Below are 26231 nucleotides of genomic sequence, written 5' to 3' on the forward strand. Positions count from 1 at the left end.
AAAATTTACACCATTGTTGTCAAAAACAATAAAATATCAGATAATAGATAGCACTACTTCATTTGTTTGGAACTTCAGGAGGCCATATGCTAAAACAGATCAAAATCAGCAATATCATCGCAATAATGCTCGGAGCTGCAGTTTTTAGCTTCGGCTTCGTCCACTTCAACATGCAAAATCAACTTGGTGAAGGTGGCCTAAGTGGGATTACACTCATACTTTATTTTACACTTGGCTGGGACCCTGCCTTAATGAATTTACTTTTAAACATTCCTATGTTTATTATTGGTTATCGTTTACTTGGGAAAAAATCATTTATTTATACGCTTGTTGGAACTTTATCTGTTTCAGTTTTCCTTAAAGTTTTCCAAAAGTATCAATTTACTATTCATTTAGAGGACGATCTGCTACTTGTTGCTCTTTTTGCAGGGGTTTTTGTTGGACTAGGACTCGGTATCGTCTTTCGCTTTGGTGGTACAACTGGCGGTGTAGATATTTTGGCTCGCCTTGGGCATAAATATTTTGGTTGGAGTATGGGTAAAACGATGTTCATCTTTGACGCAATTGTCATTATCCTATCATGGCTAACGTTTTTAGATGCACGCTCTATGATGTATACCCTCGTTGCTGTATTCGTTGGTGCGCGCGTCATTGATTTTGTTCAAGAAGGAGCATATGCTGCACGTGGAGCACTTATTATTTCTGAAAAATCTAGCACCATTGCTGAGATGATTGCCTTACGAATGGAACGCGGCATTACTATACTTGAAGGTCATGGCCATTTTACAAAGCAACAAAAAGAAGTTATTTATTGTGTCATCGGCAGCAATGAGGTTGTACGCTTAAAATCTATTGTTCATGAGGTTGATCCACATGCTTTCGTTTCTATAATAGAAGTACGAGATGTTGCAGGAGAAGGCTTCACGCTAGACAACGAAAAACAACCGCTTCATTAACATGAATAATATAATCTGCCTGCTCTCCTCGAATAAATTTTACTTTTTCGTTGAAGGTAGGCTTTTTTTACATAGTAAATTAGCGGATTAAAAAACTTGCTATAGTGAAATACCACTACAACAAGTTTTTTATTAGTCGTCATTGCGCATATTTGTAAAGATTAATACTAAACGTAATAATTCTAATACAGCTACTGCTGCTGCGGCAACATATGTTAATGCTGCAGCACTTAACACTTTTCGTGCTGGACGCTCTTCTTCATTTGTAATAATTCCTAGAGAATTCATTTGCACTAACGCACGCTTTGATGCATCAAATTCTACTGGTAACGTTACTAATTGGAACACCACACCTGCAGCCAATAATACGATACCTAAAAGTAACATATTCGCACTACTTGCAAAAATACCAATCATTACAAAAATCCAAGACATATTTGATGAAATATTTGCAACGGGAACTAACTTACTGCGTAATGTCAGCATTGAATAAGCTTCTTTATGCTGGATGGCATGGCCAACCTCGTGGGCAGCAACTGCTGCACCAGCAATACTCGCCTCGTAGAAGTTACTTTCCGATAATGCAACTGTTTTTGTTGCCGGATTATAGTGATCAGACAATACACCTTGTGTAGGAACAACTCGTACATCATATAAGCCGTTCGCATCTAAAATCGCACGCGCTACCTCTGCACCTGTTTGTCCCTTCATTGTACGTTCTTTTGCAAACTTATTGTACGTACCCTTTACTTTCATCTGTGCGTAAAGTGGTAGTAGCATTATTATTGCAAAATAAACAATATACATACTTGTTGACAATTTTCTAACCCCTTTCAACTTCGATACTATAATTCTATAATCAATTACCTAATTCGGCAAATATTTGCGCCACCTAATTGAGAAGATGGCTAGGAAAATGCATGTAACTGATAACCAAAAAGTAAAATAGCCAATATAGTTTGTATAATCTGCTAAATCTCGATACATAGGCATTTGGCCAAATACATAATCAATCACATCATTATGCAATGTCCATACCGCTGCCACGGCAATATGCCAGTATGAAAAAACATATTTACCGAGATACAAAATTACTTGGACAGCCATCGCAAAATGCGAGCCCACAAGCATCCAGCCTTGCCAACCAATAGATCCAGTTTCAATCAACGTCCAAATATTCATAACATCAGCCCAAATTCCATATTTCACCGATGTAATAAGGGCTAGCACTTCCATTAACGGCCATTTTTTATCCATAATCCAAGCTAGCAATACAAAGCAAAAGAATAAGCTAGCTGTCGGGCTATCCGGTACGAAAATATAAAAAATTGGCTTTGTGATGGCAAGCTGCCATCCATACCAATAATAACCGTAAATAGTTCCTAATAGATTGATAATAAGTAATAGTATTAAAAATGACTTATGCGTAAGGAGATACCAGATGTTTGCACGTGTAATTTGCATAATTAAAACTCCTTTATCTTCTGTCTTTACTAAGATGCCTTTTTTAATTGTTATTATGTATAAACTAGTCTTTATTTTGCCACATACTATCGATAATGAATATTGGCAGTATTTTTGTTACCCAAATCCTAAATGTTTCCGTTCCGATTAGGCGCAGGAGTAGTGGGCATTTGCCTCAACCTAATAGTATGTTTATCCTCATAACTATTATAGAACAACTAAAATACATTTTGCGGGAACTTTTTTGAAGTTGTAACAGTCACATTATTATACTAGAAGAAAAAAAGAGCCAGTTTCCTGACTCTTTTAAACTATACTTATTTATCTTCTTTTAAGCTTGCAATGAATTCAGCTATTTGCTTCGCTTCTTCATCTGTACCCTTGAATACACCTTTTGGCATTTTGCCTCGGCCATTATGGATAATATCTTCAACTTCATCAGCTGTTAGTTCATTACCAAGTAATTTTGGAGCAGCTGGACCACCTTTTAAGTCAGCCGCATGACAGCCGATACAAGATTGAGCTGCGTCACTTGTTTCACCAGTCCAAATTTTATAACCTGGTAGTGATTCATCAATAGTAACTTTAACTTCTTCTTTAATTGCGCCCATTGCTTTTTGAGCTTCCCAGTCATGGTTAGCAACTGCTTCCCATGTTAAGTAAAACATAGCTGCCAGAGTCAATAACATAAACGCTGTTGGTAACGGACGTTTAGATGGACGACGTTCTGGACTTTTATCTAAAAATGGCATTAATAATAGCGCTCCAAATGCAAGACCTGGAACTACAACTGTTCCAATAACATTATATGGACCTGAAGCATATGTGTATTTTAATAATTGATATAAGAATAAGAAGTACCAGTCCGGTAATGGAATGTACGCTCTTGTCGGATCAGCTGGTCCTTCAAGTGGTGATGGATGTGCAACTGTTAATATTAAATAACCAATTAAAAATACAGCACCAACCATCCATTCTTTTAGTAAGAAGTTCGGCCAGAAAGCTTCCGTCTTACCTGGATATTCGGAATAATCCTTTGGAACGTTCGGCATTCTGTGATTCGCTTTAATACGAGAATCACCAACAAATTTCATTCCTTTTCCGCGATGCATTATGTCCCCTCCTTTAAAAAATCATCGAACCGTCAAGAACTATTACAACGGCCCTGAAATTCCTTGACGACGAATCATGATAAAGTGTGCTGCAAGTAATGCAAACAATACTGCAGGTAAGAAGAATACATGAATCGCAAAGAATCGTGTTAACGTTTGAGCACCAAGAATAGTTGAGTCACCCGCTAATAAGATTTTAATCCATTCACCGATAAACGGTACAGATGCAGCAATTTGGATACCTACTTTTGTAGCGAATAATGCTTTCATATCCCAAGGCAATAAGTATCCTGTAAAACCAAGACCCATCATAACACCAAAAATACCTACACCAACCATCCAGTTTAATTCACGAGGTTTCTTATAAGAACCTGTAAAGAATACACGAAGTGTATGTAAGAACATCATAACGATTACCAATGAAGCTCCCCAGTGGTGCATACCGCGTACGATTTCACCAAATGCTACTTCGTTTTGTAAATAATAAACTGATTTCCAAGCATTCACTACGTCTGGTACATAGTACATTGTTAAGAACATACCTGATAGAATTTGAATTACCGTGATGAAGAAAGTTAATCCACCGAAACAGTAAACGAATGCTGAAAAATGATGTGCTGGGTTCACGTGCTCTGGCACTTCGTGGTCGGCAATATCACGCCAAATCGGTGTAATATCTAAGCGTTCATCGACCCAATCATAAATTTTATTTAGCACTGTTTTGTACCCCCTTACTTAACTAGAGTATTTGGATGAATTGGCCCAAGCGATAAGTAACCATCATCTTCTTTAACTTCATATTCATCCAATGGACCTAATGGTGGTGTTCCTGCTACGTTATTACCATTCTTCTCATAGCGTCCGCCATGACAAGCACAGAAGAATTGATCTGGGTGTGTTGAATCTGTTCCCCAGTCCACCATACATCCTAAATGCTTACAAACAGGAGATAATGCAACTATTTGATCGCCTTGTTTGAAAACCCATGCTACGTTTGTTACTTCTGATTTGTACCATGCATCAACTTGTTCAAATTTTAAGTCAACTTTAACAGGTTTGTCAGTAATATCAGCGATTTTATGCTCTGTTTTTACAAAGTTCCCACCACCATGTTTTTGTAGTACTGGGTCTATTGCAAAACGAAGCATTGGCATCAGCATACCTGCCGCCATAAAGCCACCTACACCTGTTAGTGTATAGCTTAGGAATTGACGACGTGAAACTCGATTATTACTCATTTTTTTCCCCCCTCTAACTTAAAGGTCAGTCCAACGGACATACTTTTACAAATAGTAATACTAGGACATATCTATGATATATCAACTCCATAGCTTGGTCAATATAGCATTCTGTGGAAAGCTGGAGAATGTGAACAATTATTGAAACAAATTGTTAAATTTGTGTCCATTTGGTCGAAAACATCGGAATCACTTGTCGCAATTGATCTTCGAGAATGGAGTTTTTCACACCTTTATCCATACTTTCTAACGGAATCGCTGGTAGCCAAATAACATTTACTTCATCTCCAATATTTGTCCAAAAATGGTCACAAGTAATGAAGAACACATGCTTAAAACCAGCATTATGTAATTGTGCCTCTAATTGCTTCGGCATATCTTCGTTTTTTAATGTTGCATTATACGAAAATGGTGGCATCAGTAATAGACGGCCTTTAAACTGTTGTTCGATAAAAGATGTGAGCGATAACAAAAAATCTGCCTCTGTACCACTCTGTGTCATTTTTTCAGAAGTTAAATCGACGGTTACGAGTGGAACAATTGCTGTATCGATAAATTCCTTCTGTGCCATAAACGATGTCACATCAGTTGCATTAAAATACATCTCACAAACCTCCTCATGTTACATAAATCAATTTCTCCTTGGAGAAATTGTTATCTTCGTTCAGTAGGTGTTTGGTACCACTGAATGAAGATAAAAAAAATGCCCTTCTCCACTCTTCAATAGGATAGCCAATAAAAAGTGAAAACAATCATTCACTTGTTATGTTATCATATCGAGGTAGATAAAGGACATTCAATTTTTACCTAAAACTAATGTAAATTAGCCGTTTCCTTTAAAGCTTGTAACAAATTAGACAATTCATAAAAGCGCTCTTCATCTCCCTGATCGAGGGCTTCATCAATTTGCGCGAGTAATTTTTCTTCTTGGAATACGAGTAAGCTGTTGGAAAGCAGCTCTTCTGCCAGTAAACGATCTTTTTCACTGACAATGAGTGCTTCCGGCATATAAGGGTTTTCTTCAAGAACTGCTAAGTATTGTGCACTTGGTGGTACATTTGGAAAATTCAATTGTATATACATATCTTCATGTTCATGTAAGCGTAAATCATGGAAAGATTTCTCGGCATCTGCTGTCATTACATTTCCTTTGTAAAAACGAAATGGCACACCTGTTGAGTCAACTGTTGACATCACCATTGCTCTAGGGCAATAGTGGGCTTCTTCAACAAATCGAATTCGTGTTAATAACTCATCATTGCTTAATAAATAATTCAATATCCATACACATTCACGACGTTTCAATTGATAATTTTTTAAAAACCATCTAACAAATGCTTTTTTATCGACAACTGATACAGAAGCAGTCATACCCACTCCCTCCTTTACTCAAATTCTAAGGTTTCTAACTTCTCTTGCCACTCAAGTTCACCCGGCTGAATAGTTATTAATTGACCGAGTACTTCTTTAGCTTCTGAACGCTTTCCTTCCTCTAATAAGAAATAAACATATTTTTCCAAAAACATTGCGTCTTCCTTAAAATCATTATATGCCAAACGGTAAAATTCGTATGCACGGTCGTACAATTCTAAATTTTCATATGCAACCGCAGCAAATGGGTATAAAGTACTCCATTCAAAATCATTTTTTTGCAACGTTTCAAATAATTCTATTACATCCTCATGACGCTCTTGTTGTGACAACACAGAGATTAATGCTAATACTGCCTCCATGTATTCAGGATCTAAGGCAATGGCTTCACGTAGATGCTGCTCGCCTTCAGCTGGCAAACCAGTTTTTAAAGCCATTTTACCAGCGAATAAGAATAAGGACTTATCATATTCGTCACGCTTTAATCCTTCCAGAATGGCAGCGTATGCTTTTTTATTGTCTTCCGTCATAGCATAGCTTTCAGCAAGTAATAAATAGGCAGAAAAATAATCAGGGTCTAATTCTTTTAATTCCTCTAATTGTTTAATGGCCATTTCATATTTTTGTGATTGAAAAGCTGAATACGCAGCACCAAATAAAACATCTGGCTTTACTTCATCATCAAGTGCTTTTAAATAGTAATCTAAAGCCGTTTCATAGGCAGCTCCTGCACGATACACCTCAGCAAGTCTTTCCACAAGACTTACCCCAGCAAATTCAACTTGTTGTTCATACAAATCTTCATATAATCTCGCAGCCTCTAAAAAACGACCCGTTTCAAATAAAAGCTCCGCTTTAGCAAATTGTAATAATGGCTCTTCTGGTAAAATAGATAGTGCCTCATCGATGCGCATTTCTGCTACTTCAAATAACCCTTGCATTTGATAATAGTCCGCTAATACTAATAATGCTTGAGGATATTCTGGAGATGACTCCTCTACTTCTAATAAAAAATCTAACGCTTCATCTTCATCGCCAAGTTCCATTAAGACGTTTGCACGATCAATTTTTAACTGTGCCTCTTCTGGGAATAAAAATTGTAAATGCTCCAGTACACGGTCAGCTTCCTTCATATATCCATACTGCATAAAAACTTCAGATAGCGCATAAATTTCCTCAGGTAGCTCCTTCGTTAAAAATGTTTCAAGTAGCTGTTCAATTAATGCTAAGTCCCCTTGTTCAAGTGCTTGCATCATTTCAGTCATCGCATTGTTCACAGTCATTCACCTATTCTTTCATTAATACCTTTATGCTACAAAACATTTTCTTTCGAAACAAGAAAAAACTCCCCAAAAGGCTTGGAGAGTCAAGCATAGATTTATATTACTTCCTCTATATGCTCGAAAAACGATGGATAAGAAACCGCAATACATTCTGCGTCATCTAAAGTAACAGCCCCATCTGTTACTAGTGCTGCAACAGCGCCCATCATTCCTATACGATGATCACCATAGGTTTGAAGTCTAGCACTACGTAATGGAGTTGGTCCTTCAATAATCATTCCATCCTCAGTTGCTTCAATATTAGCACCTAGTTTTTTCAATTCATCCACTACAGCCGTTATCCGGTCTGTTTCCTTCACTTTTAACTCTTCGGCATCCTTAATAATAGTTTTACCGTTTGCCTGCGTTGCTAATAAAGCAAGTATCGGGATTTCATCGATAAGACGAGGAATAATATCTCCCTCAATTGTAGTTCCTTTTAATGTTGACGTTTCAATTGTAATTGTTGCTGTCGGCTCTGATTGGCTATCTTCATTTGGCATAAGTGTTATAGATGCTCCCATATTATGAAGCACTTCGATGATACCATCTCGTGTAGGATTAATTCCGACATTTTCTAACGTTATTTTACTATCTTCACAGATAGCTCCCGCTACTAAGAAAAAGGCAGCAGATGAAATATCACCTGGCACAGAAACATGCGTCCCTGTTAGAGTTTGCCCTCCTTTTAATGAAATAACACCATCCACCTCATCAACCTGCGCACCAAATTGACGTAGCATTCTCTCAGTATGATCTCGAGATACTTCAGTTTCTCGCACAATTGTAGTACCTTCAGCACGTAAACCCGCAAGTAAAATAGCTGACTTTACCTGTGCACTTGCGACAGGCATGTGGTAATCAATAGCTTGTACTGTCGTACCTTGAATGGCTAAAGGCGTATATTGCCCATCTGCCCTTCCGGTAATGCGAGCACCCATTTGACGTAACGGATCAATAACACGGCGCATCGGTCGCTTTCCAATTGACGCATCCCCTGTCATCACTGAATGTACAGTAGATCCAGCTAGAATCCCTAGCATTAAGCGTGTCGTCGTACCAGAGTTTCCTGTGTATAGTACCTCTGTCGGCTCTTGCCAACCCTCTATACCTGGGCTGTCGATGGATACATTTGTTCCATCCACATCAATTTTTACACCAAGCTTTTGGAAACAATCAATTGTACTCAAACAATCCTCACCTAATAAAAAGCCGTCAACTGTCGTTTTACCCATTGCAATAGCTCCAAACATAACTGAACGGTGAGAAACAGATTTATCACCTGGAATCGTTAAAGTCCCTTGTAAGGAAGGTTTATCATATTGTAATACTTTTTCACTCATCGTTTTCTTCCCCCCAATATGAAGATAGAAAGCGCCGTAATTCCGACGCTTTCTTTTAAACAGGCATTTCCTATTAAGATTTCCTAGACTGCCTATGAAATGTATGTTTCATAATTAGCACGCTTCTGTATACACGCTGCTGCACGTTCACGGTCACTTTCGCTTTGTAAGCTAATAACAAGAATCCCGAAAACGTCCTCACGTGACTCTACGATACGTAAATTCGTAATACTAATCGCTTCGTCTGCTAGTAAGCCTGTCACCTCAGAAATAACCCCTGGATAATCAGGAACGTCAACATATAAGTCAAATGATGTAAACATAGCTCCTGCACTAATCGGTAATTCATCTCTTAGCTCTTTGGCAACCGCAAAATATGTTTCAATGTCATCCGAGCTACCATTTACAAGCAGCTCCTTCACACGACTCATTTCCTTTTCCCAGCCTTCTAGCTGTGCAATAAGTTCATCTCGATTTTGTAATGTAATATCTCGCCATAAAATCGGATTGGATGAGGCAATACGCGTTACATCACGGAAGCCACCTGCAGCAAGTGAACGTGTCATTGGATACTCCCCATTTTCTCCGCCCAACTGATGCACAAGAGAAGCAGCAACGACATGTGGAAAATGACTAACTACAGCTGTCATATGATCATGCTCACGAGCAGATACACTAACAACTTTTGCATGTGTAAATTTTAATAGACTTTCAAGCTGTGCCATATTGACAATTTCTTCACCGGCGAGCGGTGTTAGCATATAATACGCATTTTCAAAAAGGTGAGCCTTTGCAGCTAAAACACCGCTTTTATGTGAGCCTGCCATTGGGTGACCTCCAATAAAGGTAATGCCTAACTCACGTAGTTCCCCAGCCTTTTGCATAATCTTCTTTTTTGTACTGCCTGTATCTGTTACGATTACTTTATTTTTTAACGGCCATGTTTTTAATTGTTCCATCCATTCAAGTGTTGCATTGACAGGAGTGCCAAAAATGATAACATCCACGTCGGCTGCAACTTCTTTTGGATCTGACACAATATCATGAACAATAGTTAATGTTTTCGCATGTTCACGTGTTTTCGCATCCATATCATAGCCAATAATTTTTGTTTCTGGTGCCTTTTGCAATGCCAAGGCAATTGAGCCTCCAATTAGGCCAAGCCCAATAACGAGCACGTTGCGTGTCATGCAAAAACTCCTTGCTCTTTTAGGACGTTTTCAAGGTGACCAAGCAACGCTTCGTTTTGAGCCTCTGTTCCGATTGTCACGCGGATAAACCCAGGTAATCCTAACGCTTTTCCACTACGGACTATAAAGCCTCGTTTCATTAGCTCATTGAAAACAACATCACTATCAGTATTCGTATTAAAGAAAATAAAGTTCGTATCAGAAGGGAAGTATTGCAAATTATGTTTTTCGCAGAATTCAGTATATTGTTTTTTACCTATTTCATTTGCTTCACGGCAAGCTTTTATATATTCGCGATCACTTAAAGCGATTGTCGCAACTGCTTGACTTAAAATTGTATTATTAAATGGCGCTCTTACTGGATCTAGTTTAGAAATCACGTCTGGTTGTCCAATTGCATAACCAACTCGGAAAGACGCAAGACCATATGCTTTTGAGAATGTACGCATTAATAGTACATTCGGAAACTCGTCAATTAACGGTAGCGTATTTTTGTGACCAGGATGCGTTACGTATTCGATGTATGCTTCATCTAATACTACTAGCACATCAGATGGTACTTTAGCTAAAAATACACGTAATTCAACATCAGGTATCACAACACCGGTTGGATTATTTGGACTACAAACCCAAACGATCGATGTATTATCATCAATTGCCGCTACCATTGCTTCTAAATCATGTGCACCTTCGATACAAGGAACTTTGCGTACCTCTGCGCCTTCTATTTCAGCATTGTGCCCGTATTGAGAGAAGGATGGGTCTGCCATCACTGTGTTTACACCTGGATACAACAATGCACGAGTAATAATTGCAATGATATCGTCGGAGCCGTTACCAAAAAGAAGCTGTGTTTCTTTGACACCTAGATGATTTGCAACAGCTGTACGTAAATTTTGCGCATAGCCGTCTGGATAGATAGCATGATTTACTGAATTATTTTGTAAATAAGCAGTTACCTTAGGTGAGCACCCAAATGGGTTTTCATTAGATGCTAGTTTGATGACTTCTTGTAAGCCATATTCACGTTGTACTTCTTCAATTGGTTTACCAGGCTTATATGCTTGCATACCGTCCAATTGTTGTTTCCATTTCATCTCAAACATCTCCTCTATTTATTTAGCTTGGACTAAATCTGGTCTTAATTTCACTGCATCATTGAGATACAAGTGTTTTACATCCTTTTGTGCCACTTCCACATTCGCATGGATTAATACACGAATACAAAGTGGCAATGCGTTCGGCACGTCCATTTCATGCGTACACATGACAGGTACATATTGCCACCCGTCCATTAACCGTACTGCACGTGCTGGAAATGCTGACGTAATATCAGGTGTTGTGGATATTAGTATAGAAGCAATATCATCTACTTCCACATTATTGACTGCTACTACTTCACGCACTAATCTTGCTGTCTCATCCCATACAAGCTCTGGCTTGTCAGATTCAATTGTAATTGCTCCTCTAAGTCCACGAATCATACAAGCACCTCCGCTAATAGCTGTCGGAATTCGGCATCTACTTCTCTGCACTCTGCTAAATCAATTGGTTGCATGAAAGGTTTACCAATTTTCTCCAATAATACAAATTGTAAAATACCATACTCCGCCTTTTTATCTTTCATTAAATACTCTGTTAACTGTTCAAAGGTATATTCTTTCACAGCTTCAAATGGATAGCCATTCTTCACTGCAAATTGCAAAAATGCTGTAGTGAAGTTACGGTCTAATTCACCGTATCGTTCACTTAATAATAAACAATATACGAGACCAATCATTACAGCCTCTCCATGCGCTACTTTTCCATAACCAGCGGCCGCTTCAATGGCATGCCCATAAGTATGGCCTAAGTTTAAAAATTTTCGTACGGATTGCTCGGTTTCGTCCTCTGCTACGATTTGCGCCTTCACTTCAATACCTTTTCTAAGCTGCTTCGCTAATTCTTCTGTGTTGAAATGAATAACTGTCTCTGCAGCCATTAATTTTTCTAACCACGCTGCATTAGAAATCATCGCATGCTTGATCACTTCTGCTGTTCCTGAACGTATCTCGCGCTCAGGTAAACTTTCGATAAATACAGTATCGTAAATAACTCCCTCAGGTTGATAAAACGCACCAATCATATTCTTACCTAGTGGATGGTTAATAGCTGTTTTACCGCCTACTGCTGAGTCATGTGCTAAAATCGTCGTTGGGATTTGAATAAACGGTACCCCACGCATATAAGTGGCTGCCACAAAGCCTGTTAAATCACCTACTGCACCCCCACCAAACGCAAAAATAAATGATTTACGTGAGCATTTTTGTTCAAGTAAAAATGTTTGTGCTGCATTGTATTGTTCGAAGGTTTTACATGCCTCACCACCTGGTAAGACAAAGACCTCAAAATGATAAGGGAAATTAGCCTTGAAATAATCTCCTTGCGCTGCCCATACATTAGCATCCGTAAAAACAATGAGCTTATCCACTTTTTGAAGCTTATCATCAAATGCTTTTACTGCCCCTGCTAAAAATTCATGACCAAGGACAACCTCATATTGATGCGATTTCGTTGCTACAGGTACTCGCATATTAGAACCCCTTTGTATAGCGACGGTGTTCGTCGATTTGAGCTTTTAGTTGAGGTAATTGATCGCTATGGAATTGTTCCAATATTGCATTCGCTATTTCCCAGGCAATAACGTGCTCAGCAACAACTGACGCTGCTGGTACTGCACAGCTATCCGAGCGCTCTACACTAGCTTTAAATGGCTCTTTCGTTTCAATATCAACACTTTGCAACGGTTTATACAATGTAGGAATTGGTTTCATTACACCACGTACGACAATTGGCATTCCAGTAGACATTCCACCTTCTAAACCACCAAGTCGATTTGTTGCACGTGTATAGCCTTCTTCCTCTGACCAAATGATTTCATCATGTACTTCAGAGCCTTTACGGCGTGCCATTTCAAACCCAATTCCAAATTCAACACCTTTAAATGCATTGATAGATAGCATGGCAGCTGCCAATTTCGCATCTAGCTTACGATCATAATGAACATATGAACCAACACCCGTTGGCATTCCTTCAACGATGACTTCAACAACACCACCAATTGAGTCACCCGCTTTTTTCGCTTCATCAATTGCCTCTACCATTTTTGCAGAAGCCTCTGGGTCAACGCAATAGCAAGGATCTGCTTCAACAATGGCACGAATTTCATCTGCAGATTGTCCATCTATCAAGGAAGTGTCTGCCTTAATACCAACGATTTCTGTTACATGTGCCACAATGGAAATGCCTAGTTCATTTAATAGCGTTTTTGCAACAGAACCTACTGCAACACGTACAGTTGTCTCACGCGCTGAAGAACGTTCTAACACATTACGTAAATCACGATGTCCGTATTTCATACCTCCAACTAAATCTGCATGTCCTGGTCGAGGGCGTGAAATTTGACGCTTAATATCTTCAGGATTCACATCTTCTGCTAACTGTTCTGCTCCCATAATTTTTGTCCAATGCTTCCAGTCATCATTTGTGACTACGAGTGCTACGGGAGAACCAAGTGTTTGTCCATGACGAACACCAGCGACTATTTCCACTGTATCTGTTTCGATTTGCATACGGCGACCTCGTCCATGTCCTCCTTGACGACGTTTTAAATCATGGTTAATTTTTTCTGCTGTAATTGGTAAGAGCGACGGTAAGCCCTCAATAATTGTTGTTAATTGGGGTCCATGTGACTCTCCCGCTGTTAAGTAACGCATAAACACTTTCTCCCTTCAACTCGCTAAAGTATGTATTTTTCACTATAACATATATTCTCTAAAAAAACAGTCCTTTTGCAAATGTCTTTTAAGACTCGTTTTAATCGTTTGCAAATTTCGAATCATTCCAGCAACTTCTATCATTTTTGAAGTTGCTTTAGTGCACTTTTTTAAATTAGAATATTCTGAACGATTTATTTGGAAAAAGATAGGTCCTTCATCTCCACTTATTATTAGTCTTCACCAATCAGTTAATCCCCTACCTAAGCTTCCGCTAATTTTGAGGTTGGAGACTTACTGCCCGTTGTTGCGAGATAACTAATAAAAAATACGCTTTTTGCTAATAACAAGCGAAAAGCGTACGATTCATCTATGTCTAAAGCTTTATAAATATGTACATGACATTCATATTGTCTACTGTACGAATGCTTTTCTCATATTATTAACTATTTTCGTCTATAGAAGAATGTATCTTCGACTTCAAACTCATAACGAGATGGATTAAAGATTTGCTCTGTTGATCCAACAAATAAAATCCCATCCTTGCGCAATGCTTTACTAAAATTCGTATAAATCTGATCCTTCGCTTCTTCAGTAAAATAAATCATAACATTACGGCAAACAATTAAATCATAATTAGAATCGTATTGATCATTAAGTAAATTATGCTTCTTAAAAGTCACACAACGTTTAATCTCGTCCTTGACCCTATAAAAAGAACCTTCTTGCTCAAAATACTTGGCTTTAATATCACTCGGCACTTCAGCTAATGAGCGCTCTGGATACACACCTAATTTCGCCTTTTGAATGACATTCTCATCTAGATCAGTAGCAATGATTTGAATTTGAGATAATGGCACTAATTGCGATAATACCATGACTAAAGAATAAGGTTCTTCACCCGTTGAACAAGCAGCACTCCAAATTTTTAAACGCTTATTAGATTGCAGTAATTTCGGAAATATTTTTTTTTGTAACACTTCCCAACGCTTCCCATTGCGATAAAATTCGGAAACATTGATCGTCATTCGATCTAAAAACTCATTCATTAAATCACGATTTTGTTCAAGTGCCTTTAGAAAGTCCACAAAATTACGATGTCCCTTTTTCTCATACAGAGATGTTAATCGTCTTTTCATTTGCGCTTCTTTATATAGCGCTAAATCTATTCCTGTCTTGCGCTTTATACCTTCTATAAACTGTTCATAATCAGACATGCGGTCTTCTTCCCCTCTAGCGACGTATTTCCATTATAGCGGAAAAGTGCCATTCCTGAAATAGTCTTTCACATGTAATCCAAGTTACTTAGTTGAGTTTTGTTTTTCCTCTAACAATAACACTTTGGATTGCTCTAATTCTAGACGTAATTTCTCTGTCTCCATCGTATACGTTTCTAATCTGAGCTTCTCTAGCTCTACTTCCTTCTCTATAGCCTTTAATTTAATTTTTTGTTTTTTTGTATGTGTATCTGTAAAAATACCCGCTAAACAAATAACTACTCCTGCAATAATTCCAGCTAATGCAATTGACAATACGTCCACATCCTCTCATTAATAATAATTATACGGCAAAATGGAAAAAATAGTTTCATTTTTCTTTTCATTCTTTCATTAATTTAGCTAAAATATTCTCATTACCATTTGTTAAAACGAAACCATTTAAATCAGTTGCAACACCTCCTGTTATAACACTTTTGTGACATAACATCTTTTTGGCCCAAGCAGCTCATCGGACTCCCCATGATAGCGCCCATTCGGAACCCCATATTATGAGGATGAACCTATATTCCCCAATTTTTTACGTAAAAAATGAAGGTAGTTAGTCACCACCTTCAAAATTTTTTACTCTCCTAAACCTCTACTCGATAATCCTTTAATTCTTCTCGCAATTTTACCTTCATGAATTTTCCCACAGAGGTTTTCGGTATTTCATTTAAAAATACAACATCATCAGGAATCCATGTTTTATGGAATTGCGATCGTAAATCTTCTAGTAGCTCTGATTTCGTAATGGAATCCTTACATTCAGGCTTTGGTACAACACACGCTAGAGGTCGTTCAATCCATTTTTCGTGGGGAATGGCTATAACAGCAGCCTCAAACACTTTAGGATGTGACATCAAAGCATTCTCAAGCTCTACTGAAGAAATCCATTCTCCACCGCTTTTTATTAAATCTTTTGTGCGATCTGTAATTTTAATATAACCATCTACTGTCACTACAGCAATATCACCAGTGTAGAGCCAGCCATCTTTAAAGGCTTCATTTGTTCGTTCATCGTTATAATACTCTGCAGCAATCCATGGGCCCTTAATTGTCAATTCGCCCATTGTTTTGCCATCCCAAGGTACTTCACCGTTTTCATTGACTACGCGTGTCTCAATGAGCGGCACTGTTATTCCCTGCGTAATACGAACGTCCATTTTTTCATCCAACGTATAATCTTGCATATGTGTTAAATACGTCGATACGCTAACAAGTGGTGACGTCTCGGTCATACCGTAGCCCGTCATGTAAGGAATTTTAAGCTCCTCCTCAAAGCCACGAACTAGACCGAGCGGCGATGCTGAACCACCACATACAATCAACCGTATCGAAGACAAATCACGAGGATTTTTGCGTTGCTCCTGTAATACCCCAAGCCAAATTGTCGGTACTCCAGCAGTCAACGTTACCTTATATGTTTCAAATAAATCAAGTAATAGCTGCGGTGTAAACATTGGCCCAGGAAGCACCTGTGTAGCACCAAATAATACACCAGCGAACGGAAATCCCCACGCATTCGCATGAAACATTGGTACGACAGGTAGTAAAACATCAGCCTCACCTATTGCAATACTATCGGAGATTCCTGCTGCCATAGTATGGAGGACAATACTACGATGAGTATATACTACACCCTTTGGCATTCCTGTAGTGGCACTTGTGTAGCACATGCCAGCAGGTGCATTTTCATCTAAATCATCTGGGAATCTAAAATTATCATTCGCCTCTTCGAGTAATGCCTCATAAGAAAGAGCATTCGGTAATGGGATGTTTTCTAGCTCGACAGCATCTCCCATTACGATAAAATGCTTAACCGATTTAAGCTGTGAGACAATTGGTGCAATAAGTGGTACTAAGTTATCATCAATTAGTAATATTTCATCTTCTGCATGATTAATAACATAAGCAATATGCTCAGGTGCTAATCGAATATTAATCATATGCAATACAGCTCCCGCACATGGTACTGCAAAATATGCTTCTAAATGGCGATGGTGATTCCAAGCAAAGGTACCTACCTTCATACCTCGCTCCATTCCCAGCTTTGTAAGGGCATCTGCTAGCTTACGAGTTCGTTTTACATATTCTTTATAAGTAAACTCGTGAATTGTTGTAGGACTTGTCCGCGAATATATTTTTTTCGCATAAAAAAATCGTTCTGCTCGATCCAAAAAGCTTGTTAATAATAAAGGTGTATCCATCATATGCATAAAAACGCTCCCCTTTGTTCATAAATTTTTGAATCGTTCAAGGCTGACTGCTACTACCAATAATTACATACGAAACACGCTAACTTTTTCGGCTCGCTATCCGCAGACAAGCACTTTTCACTTCAGAGCTTCACGAAGGCGTAATCACGGGAAGGTGATTTTAGCCTTCGGTCATTTTTGTCTAGCTTATTTTGCTGGAGTCGAGCACCTTCAAGTTATCCCTACTTCGGCTGCATACGAATCGCACCGTCCAAGCGGATTACTTCACCATTTAATAAACCATTTTGGATAATACTTGCGACTAATAGCGCGTATTCTGATGGCTTCCCAAGTCGTTTAGGGAATGGAGTCATTTGGGCAAGCGCTGTTCTTGCTGGCTCTGGTAACGATGCAAACATTGGTGTTTCTACTAATCCTGGAGCAATCGTCATAACACGTACACCAATTTCAGCAAGCTCCCTGGCAATCGGTAACGTCATCGCTGCCACACCACCCTTTGATGCGCTATATGCTGCTTGTCCTATTTGCCCATCAAACGCTGCCACAGATGCAGTATTAATAATAACGCCACGCTGACCATCCTCGTTTGGCTCATTATGTTGCATCTTCTCAGCTGCTAGGCGAATGACATTGAAAGTACCAATTAAATTTACCGAAATTACCTTTTCGAATAAATCGAGGGCATGTACGCCACGCTTTGAAAGTACTTTACTTGCATCAGCAATTCCAGCGCAATTCACCGTGACATTAATGGACCCAAATCTTGCTACTGCTTGCTCAAGCCCAGCCGCTACATCAGCTTCTTTGGTGACATTAACACGTGCATATTGGACATTCTCTCCTAACTCCTCTACTAGTGCATGTCCTCGCTCGTCATTAAGATCAAAAATTACTGCTTTGCCACCCTCTGCAACAATTTTACGAACAGTCGCCTCTCCTAAACCAGATGCTCCCCCAGTTACAACCGCTATTACTTCATTCATCAAACACAACCCCTTTTACATTTTTTCTATAATAGTGGCATTCGCCATTCCCATACCTTCACAAATTGCAAGTAAGCCATAACGTAAATTTTCCCGTTCCATTCTGTATAGCATCGTTGTTAACAGCTTTGTACCTGACGCTCCTAATGGATGCCCTAAGGCAATTGCTCCTCCATCTGGATTTAATTTATTTGGATCTGCTCCAATTTCATGTAACCAAACAAGTGGTACTGGCGCAAAAGCCTCATTCACTTCATACGTATCAATTTCCTCTATCGTAAGACCTGAACGTTCTAGCGCTTGTCTAGTTGCTTCAATTGGACCAGTTAGCATTAACGTCGGATCTGAGCCAACAACAACTCTTGTAACAATTTTAGCAAGCGGTTGGATACCAAGCTCCTGTGCCTTTTCTAAAGACATTATAACTACCGCTGAGGCACCATCACTCATTTGACTTGCATTACCGGCTGAAATCACACCATCTTCCTGGAATACGGTTTTAAGCCCATTTAATTTATCAACTGTCGTTTCTGCCCGAGGTCCCTCATCAACAGAAAACGTTGTAACTGCGCCGTCTTCTTGCGTAACTTGGACAGGCAGTATTTCCTTTGTGAAATGGCCCGCTTCAATTGCAGCTAATGCTCGTCTATGACTATTGTAAGCATAGTTATTTAGCTGTTCTTTTGATAAGTTCCATTTTTCCGCTATTTTCTCGGCTGATAACCCTTGATGTATAATTGTATAGTTGTCTTGTAATCGTGCACCCGCGTGGGCACCCTTCATGTTAGAACCCATTGACACCCTCGTCATGCTTTCAACCCCACCAGCAATAACAATGTTCATATCGCCTGCTAAAATAGCCTGTGCGGCGAAATGTACAGCCTGCTGACTTGAGCCACATTGACGATCGATTGTCACACCTGGGACACTTTCCGGAAAGCCTGCCATTAACAAAGCAGTACGGGCTATATTTGCTCCTTGTTCAGCAGTTTGCGTCACACAGCCAAAAATAACATCCTCCACCTGATCCTTGTTGATGCCTGCCCGTTGCACCACTTCTTGCAGAACATCTGCCGCTAAGTCATCTGAACGAACATTGCTTAATGCCCCTTTACTCCTGCCAACTGCTGTACGAACAGCTGATACAATCACTACTTCTCTCATTTTAAAATCCCCTTTGCACTGTCAATTCTCACATTTCCTATCATCCAATGTATTTAGATGTTATGAAATATATGCTTGATATTAAGCTATTCAAAAGCCTTAATTATCAGAATATTATATCTTTTATTTTACATGACTAAGAAGTATTTAACAATTCTATATGTATCTAGAAAATTCTATCCACTGTTTTAATAGGTTTTAATAGTATATTTTTAGTTCTTGAGTTCTATCTGTCGCTATACGTCACTCCATTTCAGAGCAAAAAAAAAGCAATCTCAAACTAAATTGAGATTGCTTTTCTAGTTGCAAATTAAACTAAATCTTCACCGAAGAATAAGCCGATTTCACGCTCAGCAGAAGCAAGTGAATCAGAACCGTGAATGATGTTGTGAGAAACAGTTGTTGCATAGTCACCACGGATAGTACCTGGGTTAGATTCTTCAGGTTTAGTTGCTCCCATCATTGTACGAGCAAGCTTAATTACGTTTTCGCCTTCCCATACCATAGCGAATACAGGACCAGAAGTGATGAAATCAACTAATTCACCAAAGAATGGACGCTCAGCATGCTCTGCATAGTGCTTTTCTGCTAATTCTGTAGGAATTACCATTAATTTAGCACCTTTCAATACAAAACCGCGACGTTCAAAACGATCTACGATATCTCCTACTACTTGACGTTCTACGCCGTCAGGCTTAACCATTAAAAAAGTTTGTTCGATTGCCATGTTTAAAACACTCCTTAAATTCGTATAACAGGTTTTACACCTACCGATAAATATTAACAAAAAATGAGCCTTTGTACAACAAAAAGCTAGAATTTACGCTTACCCATAAACAAAGCGACATCACGTAGTTTTTTCTTGACAGGATGTTTTGGTAATGCATCTATTTCCTGTAATGCCTTTTTCAAATATTTATCACTCATTTTATTAGCTTGCTCAATCGCGTCAGATTTACGCACATACTGCAGCATATTTTGACGTTCTACTTCTGTTAACGTACCTGCAAATACTTTTACCAAATAAGGTTGCATCACAGGATCATCTTTTAACAATAGAATCGGTAACGTGATATTGCCCTGCAATAAATCACTACCTGCTGGCTTCCCTAATTCTTTATCAGTTGCCATAATATCTAAAACATCATCGATAATTTGGAAGCTCATGCCCACAAAATAACCGAAACGTTTCAAATGTCTCACTGTTTTGGGATCGACACCTGCTGCTACTGCACCAAGTTCACAACTAGAAGAAATCAGTAATGCCGTTTTTCGTTTGATTCGTCTAAAATAATCCTTTAATCCTTGATCTAATCTAAATTTATCTTCGATTTGAATGACTTCACCGTTACAAATTTCCACCATTGTACGCGCTAAAATTTGATGAACTAATGGGTCTTCAAGTTTTGTAATATATTCAAGTGCACGCGCAAAAATAAAATCGCCCGTGTACATTGCAACTCTATTATTCCATTGTGATTTGACCGTCGGGCGTCCTCTTCGCATATTGGAATCATCAATTACATCATCATGCACAAGTGATGCCATATGAATAAGCTCTACTGGTACGGCTACATCCTTCATCTTTTCGATATCATATTCGCCAAATTTCGCGCCAAGCAACACAAAAATTGGTCGAATCCGTTTGCCACCAGCTTGCAATAAATGGAGAGAAGCATCATTGATCAAACATGAAGAAGAGTTCACTGCTTTTTCTAATTCTTTTTCAATGATCTCGATATCTGATTTCAAATCGGAATAGAGTAGTTTTAACTTCATCTTTTCCACGTGTGAAAACCTTCCCCCATTAACGTACTTTTTTAAAGCCCATATGCATTGCCGCAGCACCGCCACTGTATGCTTTATACGTTACTTTTTCTAAACCTGCCTGCTCAAACAATGCCGCTAACTTCTTCATACCTGGGAAATCATTTGCTGATTCCTGTAGCCAAGAATATTCTTTATAACTTTTCGCAAATATTTTACCAAATATCGGCATTATATATTTAAAATAAATACGGAATAGTTGTCGATAGCCTGGAATTTCTGATTGAGATGTTTCTAAACAAACAACCATTCCCCCTGGTTTTACAACACGATTCATTTCCTTTAAAACTTGTAAATAATCTGGTACATTGCGAAGCCCAAAACCAATTGTTGCATAATCAAAAGTATTGTCTGGGAAAGGTAACTCCATAGCATTTCCATGTATTAGTTCAATTTGTGGGTATGGCTTTACCTTTTCCTCGCCAACCTTCAGCATGTTTTTACTGAAGTCTAGCCCTTTTACTTCTCCGTCTTCACCAACTGTCTCGGCTAATGCAATTGTCCAATCTGCTGTACCACAGCAAACATCTAGTGCCTTCGCTCCAGGTTTTACTGCCATGTGCTTCATCGTATCATTGCGCCAGCCAACATGCATCTGGAAACTAATAACACCATTCATTTTGTCATAGTTTTCCGAAATACTTTCAAATACTTCGTGCACGTGTTCTTCTTTCGTTTTAGCCATTTTGAAAAACCCCTCTTATCCATTAGTAGAAGCAATGGATGCCTCTACACGTGCTTGTAAAGCCTGTTTAACATCACTTTGTAAAAACGATGCATCTTCTATCACCTGTAACAGCTCTGTTTTTAATTGCACAATTTTGTCCTGTATGACGTTGCCATAGGTGGCTCCAGCAGATCTTGCACTTTCTTCAAGAACCTTACTCATTAAAGATACTTGCCCACTTTGATATGTCGCCAATTCTCTTTCTAAACGCAAGACTAATAAGCTCTTCTCCATAATTGGAATATAATCACTAAATGTATATAGCTCAAAAAACTTTGAGATTAATCCTGATTCAATGTTAGCTATTGAGGCAAACCATTGTTCGATTGATCGTTTTTCTGCCTCATATACTTTAATTTGGTGTTCACAGCGTGCCACAATTCCTTGTGACAAATTTCGAATCAATGCGACATTTCCCGACATCGCTAAAATCTCATAATAACGGCCACTATAAAAGTCTCCAGCTAAAACGGTTAGCTGCTGTTCTTTTGATGTGGCATCTAATTCTTTAATATGATCGTGCGCCGCTAAGGCTGCGTACACAATTCCAACAGTGATTGCAGCTTCTCTTTCCTCTTGTTGCCACTTTTCCCCATTCAAAAAGGGAACTAACATGTAAAATAATTGATTTTCATCGAGCACAGGCAATCCTGTGTATTTTTGCAAAGTTCTATGACGAACATCCATGAAAATCTCTGTTTTTAATTGTGCAATTGAATTTTGAATGTATGTTGCATTCATAGACCTTACTCCATTTCACTTTCAAATATGTTAGTCACTTCATAACCTAACGCTTGCTTACTGAGTCATTATAGCATACGCGACGATTCGGAATAAAAAATTTTTGCTTTATTCAACATGATAGGCAGAAGAGTTTCCCCGTTAAAAACGGAAGAAATCCACTGCCTTTAAAATCGGAGCGAAAACATTACTAAGTTTTACACATCTAGTCGATTTATATGTGCCATCACTAAATTGTATAGACACGAAACCATTCATAATGCACTTCTGAATGATATTTCTCTCTATTACTTTTTAGCTTCGCTATTTATAACACCATGAGCTGTATGAATCTGTGCTTTCCCACGAATTTTCATGGCTGATGTATGTTCGGTAAATTGAGCAATCATAACTTCGCCTGCATCTAATTTTTCAGAATGATGGAACTTTGTATCTGTACCTCGTGTTAAACCGATTACATGCACGCCATCTTCCTCTGCTTGAATAACAATATAATCTTGCGCCATTGTCTGTACACTCCCTTAAATCCGACAAATTCTTAGTCCATCATAACACAATTAGACATGCAATTTAAGACATTTGAATAAATGATAAAACTTCTCTACGTTTTACTTCATCTTCTTCGTAAATGCCACGTGCAACCGATGTCACAGTTTTAGATCCTGGCTTCTTAAGTCCTCGCATAGTCATGCACATATGCTCCGCCTCTATCACTACATAAACACCTTTCGGAGAGAGCATTTCCATAATTGTCTCTGCCACTGAAGAAGTAATGCGTTCTTGTAATTGTGGACGACGAGCAATGGTTTCTACTGCACGTCCTAATTTACTTAGTCCAGCAACAACGCCATCATTTGGTATGTATGCGACATGAGCTTTTCCATAAAAAGGAACTAAATGATGCTCACACATCGAATAAAATGGAATGTCCTTTACAAGTACTAATTCCTCATGGTCTTCATGAAACACTGTTTTAAAATAATCTTTTGCGTCTTCATGTAAGCCACTAAACATTTCCGCATACATTTTGGCTACACGTTTCGGTGTATCGAGTAAACCTTCACGATTTACATCTTCGCCTACCGCCTCTAAAATCATTTTTACTGCTTCTTCTATTTTCAATAAATCAACATTCGACATCCGTAAAAACCCTCCTGCGTATCAATACATTACACATTTCCTTAAGCATCGTAGCATATCCAAAAGGTAAGCGCAAAACGACTTACTTGATTCAAAAGAAATTCAACTCTATATGAGCAAAATAGCTACTTAATGCTTTCTAATTTGGAGCATATTTTATAAATTTTGACTCACCATCATAACGTGCGGTTGATTTCCGTTCCGACTGGGCGCTCTCCTGTGGCCCAACTTTTAGTGATAGACCTCAATTGTTCATATGCTATCTACGTTGCATACACTTATGTTTATTGCATCTTTCTATGTACCATTATCTTATTTAACTATGTGCCCAACTTTTCGTAGTGAAGATCAATTATACTTCGGCATAATTGTGTCCAGATTCGCTGTAAGAAGTTAAAAAGAGCAGCCTCCATGTTCGTTTACATGAAGACTGCCCTATGTAACTACTAGACGTGTATTATTTTACAGCATCTTTAAGCGCTTTACCTGGTTTGAAAGCAGGTACCTTGCTAGCAGCGATTTCGATTTCTTTACCAGTTTGTGGGTTACGACCTTTACGAGCCGCACGTTCACGTACTTCAAAGTTACCAAAACCAATTAATTGTACTTTGTCACCCTTTGCAAGAGCATCTTGAATTGTATCAAATACAGCTTCAACTGCTTTAGAAGCGTCTTTTTTAGAAAGACCTGCAGCTTCAGCAACAGAGTTTACTAATTCTGTTTTATTCACACCATTCACCTCCTCTCAAAGGGTCATGAACCAATTCTGTAAAAAGATTAACACATAGAAAACCGCTACGCAACTGTATTCATTCATGATTATAACCAAAAAATACGTTTTTCACCCAAAAAACAAAAATAACAGGACTTTTCGCATAAGAACGAAGAGCCCTGTGATAATTTTTTGCGCTTTATTTTTCACTTTTTCACTACAAAATAAATGTAACTAATCCTCTATCACCTTCGTTCACCATACGTTCAATTGTTTGACGCATCCGTTTTTTGGCCGTAGATGGAACTGCATCCATTTTATAGCGTATTCCTTCTTTTAACACTTCATGTAGCGGGGTTCCAAAAAGCTGTGTGTTCCATAAAGCGTCACGATCATGCAAATAAGCATGATTTAAATCCTTAAGCAATTGTTGACTATGGAATTCAGAGCCAATTAGTGGCGCAAATTCTGATTCCATATCTACACGAATGATATGATATGATGGCGCTTTTGCCTTCATACGCACACCATAAAAATTATTTTGTTTAATGAGCTCTGGTGCTGTTGGCTCAAACTCCTGCATCATCGGCAATGTTACACCATAACCAGTCGAATCTGCTTGACTAATAGCATTTTTAAAGCGTTTTTGCGCCTCTTTTGCTTCTGCTGCCTCTTTAATAAAGAGTAACCAATCTCGCTTCGTCTCAATTGGCTCATCTAGCCATTCATTGCAAACCGACTTATAGAGCTCGCTTTGTAATGACACTCGAATGACCGCGGTCCCAACACCAGCATCCACATGTACTACTTCACTTTGGTCAATAAAATCAATGGCTTTAAAGGCATCTGACGCCTGCTGTACATCCCTAATTTTCATAACAGATGACAACACTTCTTCCATCGAATCAATTAATGCAACATTCAATGGGTGTGATGCATCTAAAACATCTAACCAATCTGGTTTTTCCACCTCAATTGTTCGAATTGGAAATTCAAATAATGCTTCTTGCAAAATATACTGAATATCAGATGCGCGCATTTGATCAATTGAAGTAGCAATTACTGGAACATTATAGCGCTCAAATAGCTCATTTCGAAGCTGTACCGTTTCCTCCCGTGCTGGCATTTGGCAATTTAATACAACAACAAAAGGTTTTCCAATATCCACTAATTGCTCTACAATTTCCTCTTCAGCCTTCTCTGCCGCACGACGACTTATGCCATTTACCGTGCCATCTGTTGTTACAACAATTCCAATATTAGCATGGTCACGAATAACTTTATCCGTGCCTATTTTCGCCGCTTCTTGGAAAGGGATAGGCTCTGTATGCCAAGGTGTATGCACATATTTTGGCCCATTTTCATCCTCATAGCCCTTTGTCCCTTCAATGATATAACCAACGCAATCTGCTAAACGAATTTGGAACGTCATTTCATCATCACCGACCGCAATACGTGTCGCTTGGGCAGGCACAAACTTCGGCTCAGCAGTCATAATGACTGGCCCCGGCGAACTTTGTGGCAACTCATCTTGTGCACGCATTCTTTCTGTATCATCCACGATATTTGGTAACACGACCGCTTCCATAACCTTTTTTACAAATGTTGATTTACCTACACGTACTGGACCGACAACACCAATATAAACATCGCCATTTGTGCGCTCTGCAATTTCTCTAAATACTGCTTCACTCAAGGTTTCTGCCTCCTT

The 26231-nt window shown here is 38.7% G+C and carries 28 protein-coding genes; 1 reads left to right on the plus strand and 27 read right to left on the minus strand.

What is annotated here, in order from left to right:
• The first annotated feature begins 86 nt into the window (after positions 1 to 86).
• Positions 87 to 956 (plus strand): YitT family protein, encoded by an 870-nt coding sequence (locus tag ACIQLB_RS01120; RefSeq protein ID WP_400719921.1) that lies wholly within the window; start codon positions 87 to 89, stop codon positions 954 to 956.
• A gap of 132 nt (positions 957 to 1088) precedes the next feature.
• Here the strand turns inward: ACIQLB_RS01120 and ACIQLB_RS01125 are convergent, their stop codons facing one another.
• From ACIQLB_RS01125 to spoIVA, 27 genes are all read right to left on the minus strand, one after another.
• Positions 1089 to 1763, minus strand: coding sequence for a zinc metallopeptidase (locus tag ACIQLB_RS01125; protein WP_427562006.1), 675 nt, complete (start codon positions 1761 to 1763; stop codon positions 1089 to 1091).
• Between the two features lie 60 nt (positions 1764 to 1823).
• Complete coding sequence (gene lhaT / locus ACIQLB_RS01130) at positions 1824 to 2420, minus strand: lipoprotein heptaprenylglyceryl N-acetyltransferase LhaT (protein WP_400719924.1); 597 nt, start codon at positions 2418 to 2420, stop codon at positions 1824 to 1826.
• A gap of 317 nt (positions 2421 to 2737) precedes the next feature.
• Positions 2738 to 3532, minus strand: a complete 795-nt coding sequence (locus tag ACIQLB_RS01135) for a menaquinol-cytochrome c reductase cytochrome b/c subunit (RefSeq protein WP_400719926.1) — start codon at positions 3530 to 3532, stop codon at positions 2738 to 2740.
• Between the two features lie 42 nt (positions 3533 to 3574).
• Positions 3575 to 4249: a menaquinol-cytochrome c reductase cytochrome b subunit gene (gene qcrB / locus ACIQLB_RS01140; protein ID WP_053482547.1), complete on the minus strand. Its 675-nt coding sequence runs from the start codon at positions 4247 to 4249 to the stop codon at positions 3575 to 3577.
• 14 nt (positions 4250 to 4263) lie between these two features.
• Entirely contained in the window at positions 4264 to 4770 is a 507-nt protein-coding gene (locus ACIQLB_RS01145; protein WP_400719928.1) for a Rieske (2Fe-2S) protein, read from the minus strand.
• Between the two features lie 154 nt (positions 4771 to 4924).
• On the minus strand, positions 4925 to 5374 hold the full coding sequence (locus ACIQLB_RS01150; protein WP_400719930.1) for a DUF2487 family protein: 450 nt from the start codon (positions 5372 to 5374) through the stop codon (positions 4925 to 4927).
• A gap of 209 nt (positions 5375 to 5583) precedes the next feature.
• The gene (locus tag ACIQLB_RS01155; protein WP_370047958.1) at positions 5584 to 6141 is read right to left on the minus strand and encodes a ReoY family proteolytic degradation factor; all 558 of its coding nucleotides are present in this window, start codon (positions 6139 to 6141) and stop codon (positions 5584 to 5586) included.
• A gap of 14 nt (positions 6142 to 6155) precedes the next feature.
• Positions 6156 to 7424, minus strand: a complete 1269-nt coding sequence (locus ACIQLB_RS01160; RefSeq protein ID WP_400719933.1) for a tetratricopeptide repeat protein — start codon at positions 7422 to 7424, stop codon at positions 6156 to 6158.
• A gap of 95 nt (positions 7425 to 7519) precedes the next feature.
• On the minus strand, positions 7520 to 8806 hold the full coding sequence (aroA, locus tag ACIQLB_RS01165; RefSeq protein ID WP_400719935.1) for a 3-phosphoshikimate 1-carboxyvinyltransferase: 1287 nt from the start codon (positions 8804 to 8806) through the stop codon (positions 7520 to 7522).
• Between the two features lie 92 nt (positions 8807 to 8898).
• Entirely contained in the window at positions 8899 to 9996 is a 1098-nt protein-coding gene (locus tag ACIQLB_RS01170; protein ID WP_400719936.1) for a prephenate dehydrogenase, read from the minus strand.
• Complete coding sequence (gene hisC / locus ACIQLB_RS01175) at positions 9993 to 11093, minus strand: histidinol-phosphate transaminase (RefSeq protein WP_400719938.1); 1101 nt, start codon at positions 11091 to 11093, stop codon at positions 9993 to 9995. The genes ACIQLB_RS01170 and hisC overlap by 4 nt, the downstream gene beginning before the upstream one ends.
• 18 nt (positions 11094 to 11111) lie before the next feature.
• Entirely contained in the window at positions 11112 to 11480 is a 369-nt protein-coding gene (gene aroH / locus ACIQLB_RS01180) for a chorismate mutase (RefSeq protein WP_400719940.1), read from the minus strand.
• Entirely contained in the window at positions 11477 to 12568 is a 1092-nt protein-coding gene (gene aroB, locus ACIQLB_RS01185) for a 3-dehydroquinate synthase (protein WP_400719942.1), read from the minus strand. The genes aroH and aroB overlap by 4 nt, the downstream gene beginning before the upstream one ends.
• A 1-nt stretch (position 12569) precedes the next feature.
• Positions 12570 to 13751, minus strand: a complete 1182-nt coding sequence (aroC, locus tag ACIQLB_RS01190) for a chorismate synthase (RefSeq protein ID WP_400719944.1) — start codon at positions 13749 to 13751, stop codon at positions 12570 to 12572.
• Between the two features lie 446 nt (positions 13752 to 14197).
• On the minus strand, positions 14198 to 14968 hold the full coding sequence (locus ACIQLB_RS01195) for a CheR family methyltransferase (RefSeq protein WP_400719946.1): 771 nt from the start codon (positions 14966 to 14968) through the stop codon (positions 14198 to 14200).
• Positions 14969 to 15052: 84 nt separating this feature from the next.
• Positions 15053 to 15283 (minus strand): hypothetical protein, encoded by a 231-nt coding sequence (locus tag ACIQLB_RS01200; protein WP_400719948.1) that lies wholly within the window; start codon positions 15281 to 15283, stop codon positions 15053 to 15055.
• A gap of 317 nt (positions 15284 to 15600) precedes the next feature.
• The gene (locus ACIQLB_RS01205) at positions 15601 to 17226 is read right to left on the minus strand and encodes a long-chain fatty acid--CoA ligase (protein WP_400719950.1); all 1626 of its coding nucleotides are present in this window, start codon (positions 17224 to 17226) and stop codon (positions 15601 to 15603) included.
• Positions 17227 to 17447: 221 nt separating this feature from the next.
• Entirely contained in the window at positions 17448 to 18209 is a 762-nt protein-coding gene (locus ACIQLB_RS01210) for a 3-hydroxyacyl-CoA dehydrogenase (RefSeq protein ID WP_400719952.1), read from the minus strand.
• A gap of 15 nt (positions 18210 to 18224) precedes the next feature.
• The gene (locus ACIQLB_RS01215) at positions 18225 to 19373 is read right to left on the minus strand and encodes a thiolase family protein (RefSeq protein WP_400719954.1); all 1149 of its coding nucleotides are present in this window, start codon (positions 19371 to 19373) and stop codon (positions 18225 to 18227) included.
• Between the two features lie 310 nt (positions 19374 to 19683).
• Positions 19684 to 20100, minus strand: a complete 417-nt coding sequence (gene ndk / locus ACIQLB_RS01220) for a nucleoside-diphosphate kinase (protein ID WP_053482577.1) — start codon at positions 20098 to 20100, stop codon at positions 19684 to 19686.
• Positions 20101 to 20186: 86 nt separating this feature from the next.
• Entirely contained in the window at positions 20187 to 21161 is a 975-nt protein-coding gene (hepT, locus tag ACIQLB_RS01225) for a heptaprenyl diphosphate synthase component II (protein ID WP_400719956.1), read from the minus strand.
• A gap of 19 nt (positions 21162 to 21180) precedes the next feature.
• Positions 21181 to 21885 carry a demethylmenaquinone methyltransferase gene (locus tag ACIQLB_RS01230; protein WP_400719958.1) on the minus strand — a complete coding sequence of 235 codons (705 nt, stop codon included), beginning with the start codon at positions 21883 to 21885 and terminating at the stop codon, positions 21181 to 21183.
• 15 nt (positions 21886 to 21900) lie between these two features.
• Positions 21901 to 22668 (minus strand): heptaprenyl diphosphate synthase component 1, encoded by a 768-nt coding sequence (locus tag ACIQLB_RS01235; RefSeq protein WP_400719960.1) that lies wholly within the window; start codon positions 22666 to 22668, stop codon positions 21901 to 21903.
• 287 nt (positions 22669 to 22955) lie between these two features.
• A complete protein-coding gene (gene mtrB / locus ACIQLB_RS01240) occupies positions 22956 to 23174 on the minus strand; it encodes a trp RNA-binding attenuation protein MtrB (protein ID WP_049666799.1) in 219 nt (72 codons plus the stop codon).
• Between the two features lie 64 nt (positions 23175 to 23238).
• Positions 23239 to 23808, minus strand: a complete 570-nt coding sequence (gene folE, locus ACIQLB_RS01245) for a GTP cyclohydrolase I FolE (RefSeq protein WP_053482582.1) — start codon at positions 23806 to 23808, stop codon at positions 23239 to 23241.
• 457 nt (positions 23809 to 24265) lie between these two features.
• On the minus strand, positions 24266 to 24538 hold the full coding sequence (locus ACIQLB_RS01250) for an HU family DNA-binding protein (RefSeq protein WP_004232618.1): 273 nt from the start codon (positions 24536 to 24538) through the stop codon (positions 24266 to 24268).
• A 199-nt stretch (positions 24539 to 24737) separates the two neighbouring features.
• The gene (spoIVA, locus tag ACIQLB_RS01255) at positions 24738 to 26216 is read right to left on the minus strand and encodes a stage IV sporulation protein A (RefSeq protein ID WP_400719966.1); all 1479 of its coding nucleotides are present in this window, start codon (positions 26214 to 26216) and stop codon (positions 24738 to 24740) included.
• Positions 26217 to 26231: the final 15 nt, after the last annotated feature.

The organism is Lysinibacillus sp. NPDC092081 (assembly GCF_044755845.1).
Taxonomy (GTDB): domain Bacteria; phylum Bacillota; class Bacilli; order Bacillales_A; family Planococcaceae; genus Lysinibacillus.

What these genes read in the sequence shown, in the direction of transcription:
- ACIQLB_RS01120 (WP_400719921.1), top strand. Translation starts at nt 87, where the DNA reads ATGCTAAAACAGATCAAAATCAGCAATATCATCGCAATAATGCTCGGA.
- ACIQLB_RS01125 (WP_427562006.1), bottom strand. Translation starts at nt 1,763, where the DNA reads ATGTATATTGTTTATTTTGCAATAATAATGCTACTACCACTTTACGCA.
- lhaT (WP_400719924.1), bottom strand. Translation starts at nt 2,420, where the DNA reads ATGCAAATTACACGTGCAAACATCTGGTATCTCCTTACGCATAAGTCA.
- ACIQLB_RS01135 (WP_400719926.1), bottom strand. Translation starts at nt 3,532, where the DNA reads ATGCATCGCGGAAAAGGAATGAAATTTGTTGGTGATTCTCGTATTAAA.
- ACIQLB_RS01145 (WP_400719928.1), bottom strand. Translation starts at nt 4,770, where the DNA reads ATGAGTAATAATCGAGTTTCACGTCGTCAATTCCTAAGCTATACACTA.
- ACIQLB_RS01150 (WP_400719930.1), bottom strand. Translation starts at nt 5,374, where the DNA reads ATGTATTTTAATGCAACTGATGTGACATCGTTTATGGCACAGAAGGAA.
- ACIQLB_RS01155 (WP_370047958.1), bottom strand. Translation starts at nt 6,141, where the DNA reads ATGACTGCTTCTGTATCAGTTGTCGATAAAAAAGCATTTGTTAGATGG.
- ACIQLB_RS01160 (WP_400719933.1), bottom strand. Translation starts at nt 7,424, where the DNA reads ATGACTGTGAACAATGCGATGACTGAAATGATGCAAGCACTTGAACAA.
- aroA (WP_400719935.1), bottom strand. Translation starts at nt 8,806, where the DNA reads ATGAGTGAAAAAGTATTACAATATGATAAACCTTCCTTACAAGGGACT.
- ACIQLB_RS01170 (WP_400719936.1), bottom strand. Translation starts at nt 9,996, where the DNA reads ATGACACGCAACGTGCTCGTTATTGGGCTTGGCCTAATTGGAGGCTCA.
- hisC (WP_400719938.1), bottom strand. Translation starts at nt 11,093, where the DNA reads ATGAAATGGAAACAACAATTGGACGGTATGCAAGCATATAAGCCTGGT.
- aroH (WP_400719940.1), bottom strand. Translation starts at nt 11,480, where the DNA reads ATGATTCGTGGACTTAGAGGAGCAATTACAATTGAATCTGACAAGCCA.
- aroB (WP_400719942.1), bottom strand. Translation starts at nt 12,568, where the DNA reads ATGCGAGTACCTGTAGCAACGAAATCGCATCAATATGAGGTTGTCCTT.
- aroC (WP_400719944.1), bottom strand. Translation starts at nt 13,751, where the DNA reads ATGCGTTACTTAACAGCGGGAGAGTCACATGGACCCCAATTAACAACA.
- ACIQLB_RS01195 (WP_400719946.1), bottom strand. Translation starts at nt 14,968, where the DNA reads ATGTCTGATTATGAACAGTTTATAGAAGGTATAAAGCGCAAGACAGGA.
- ACIQLB_RS01205 (WP_400719950.1), bottom strand. Translation starts at nt 17,226, where the DNA reads ATGCATATGATGGATACACCTTTATTATTAACAAGCTTTTTGGATCGA.
- ACIQLB_RS01210 (WP_400719952.1), bottom strand. Translation starts at nt 18,209, where the DNA reads ATGAATGAAGTAATAGCGGTTGTAACTGGGGGAGCATCTGGTTTAGGA.
- ACIQLB_RS01215 (WP_400719954.1), bottom strand. Translation starts at nt 19,373, where the DNA reads ATGAGAGAAGTAGTGATTGTATCAGCTGTTCGTACAGCAGTTGGCAGG.
- ndk (WP_053482577.1), bottom strand. Translation starts at nt 20,100, where the DNA reads ATGGCAATCGAACAAACTTTTTTAATGGTTAAGCCTGACGGCGTAGAA.
- ACIQLB_RS01230 (WP_400719958.1), bottom strand. Translation starts at nt 21,885, where the DNA reads ATGGCTAAAACGAAAGAAGAACACGTGCACGAAGTATTTGAAAGTATT.
- ACIQLB_RS01235 (WP_400719960.1), bottom strand. Translation starts at nt 22,668, where the DNA reads ATGAATGCAACATACATTCAAAATTCAATTGCACAATTAAAAACAGAG.
- mtrB (WP_049666799.1), bottom strand. Translation starts at nt 23,174, where the DNA reads ATGGCGCAAGATTATATTGTTATTCAAGCAGAGGAAGATGGCGTGCAT.
- folE (WP_053482582.1), bottom strand. Translation starts at nt 23,808, where the DNA reads ATGTCGAATGTTGATTTATTGAAAATAGAAGAAGCAGTAAAAATGATT.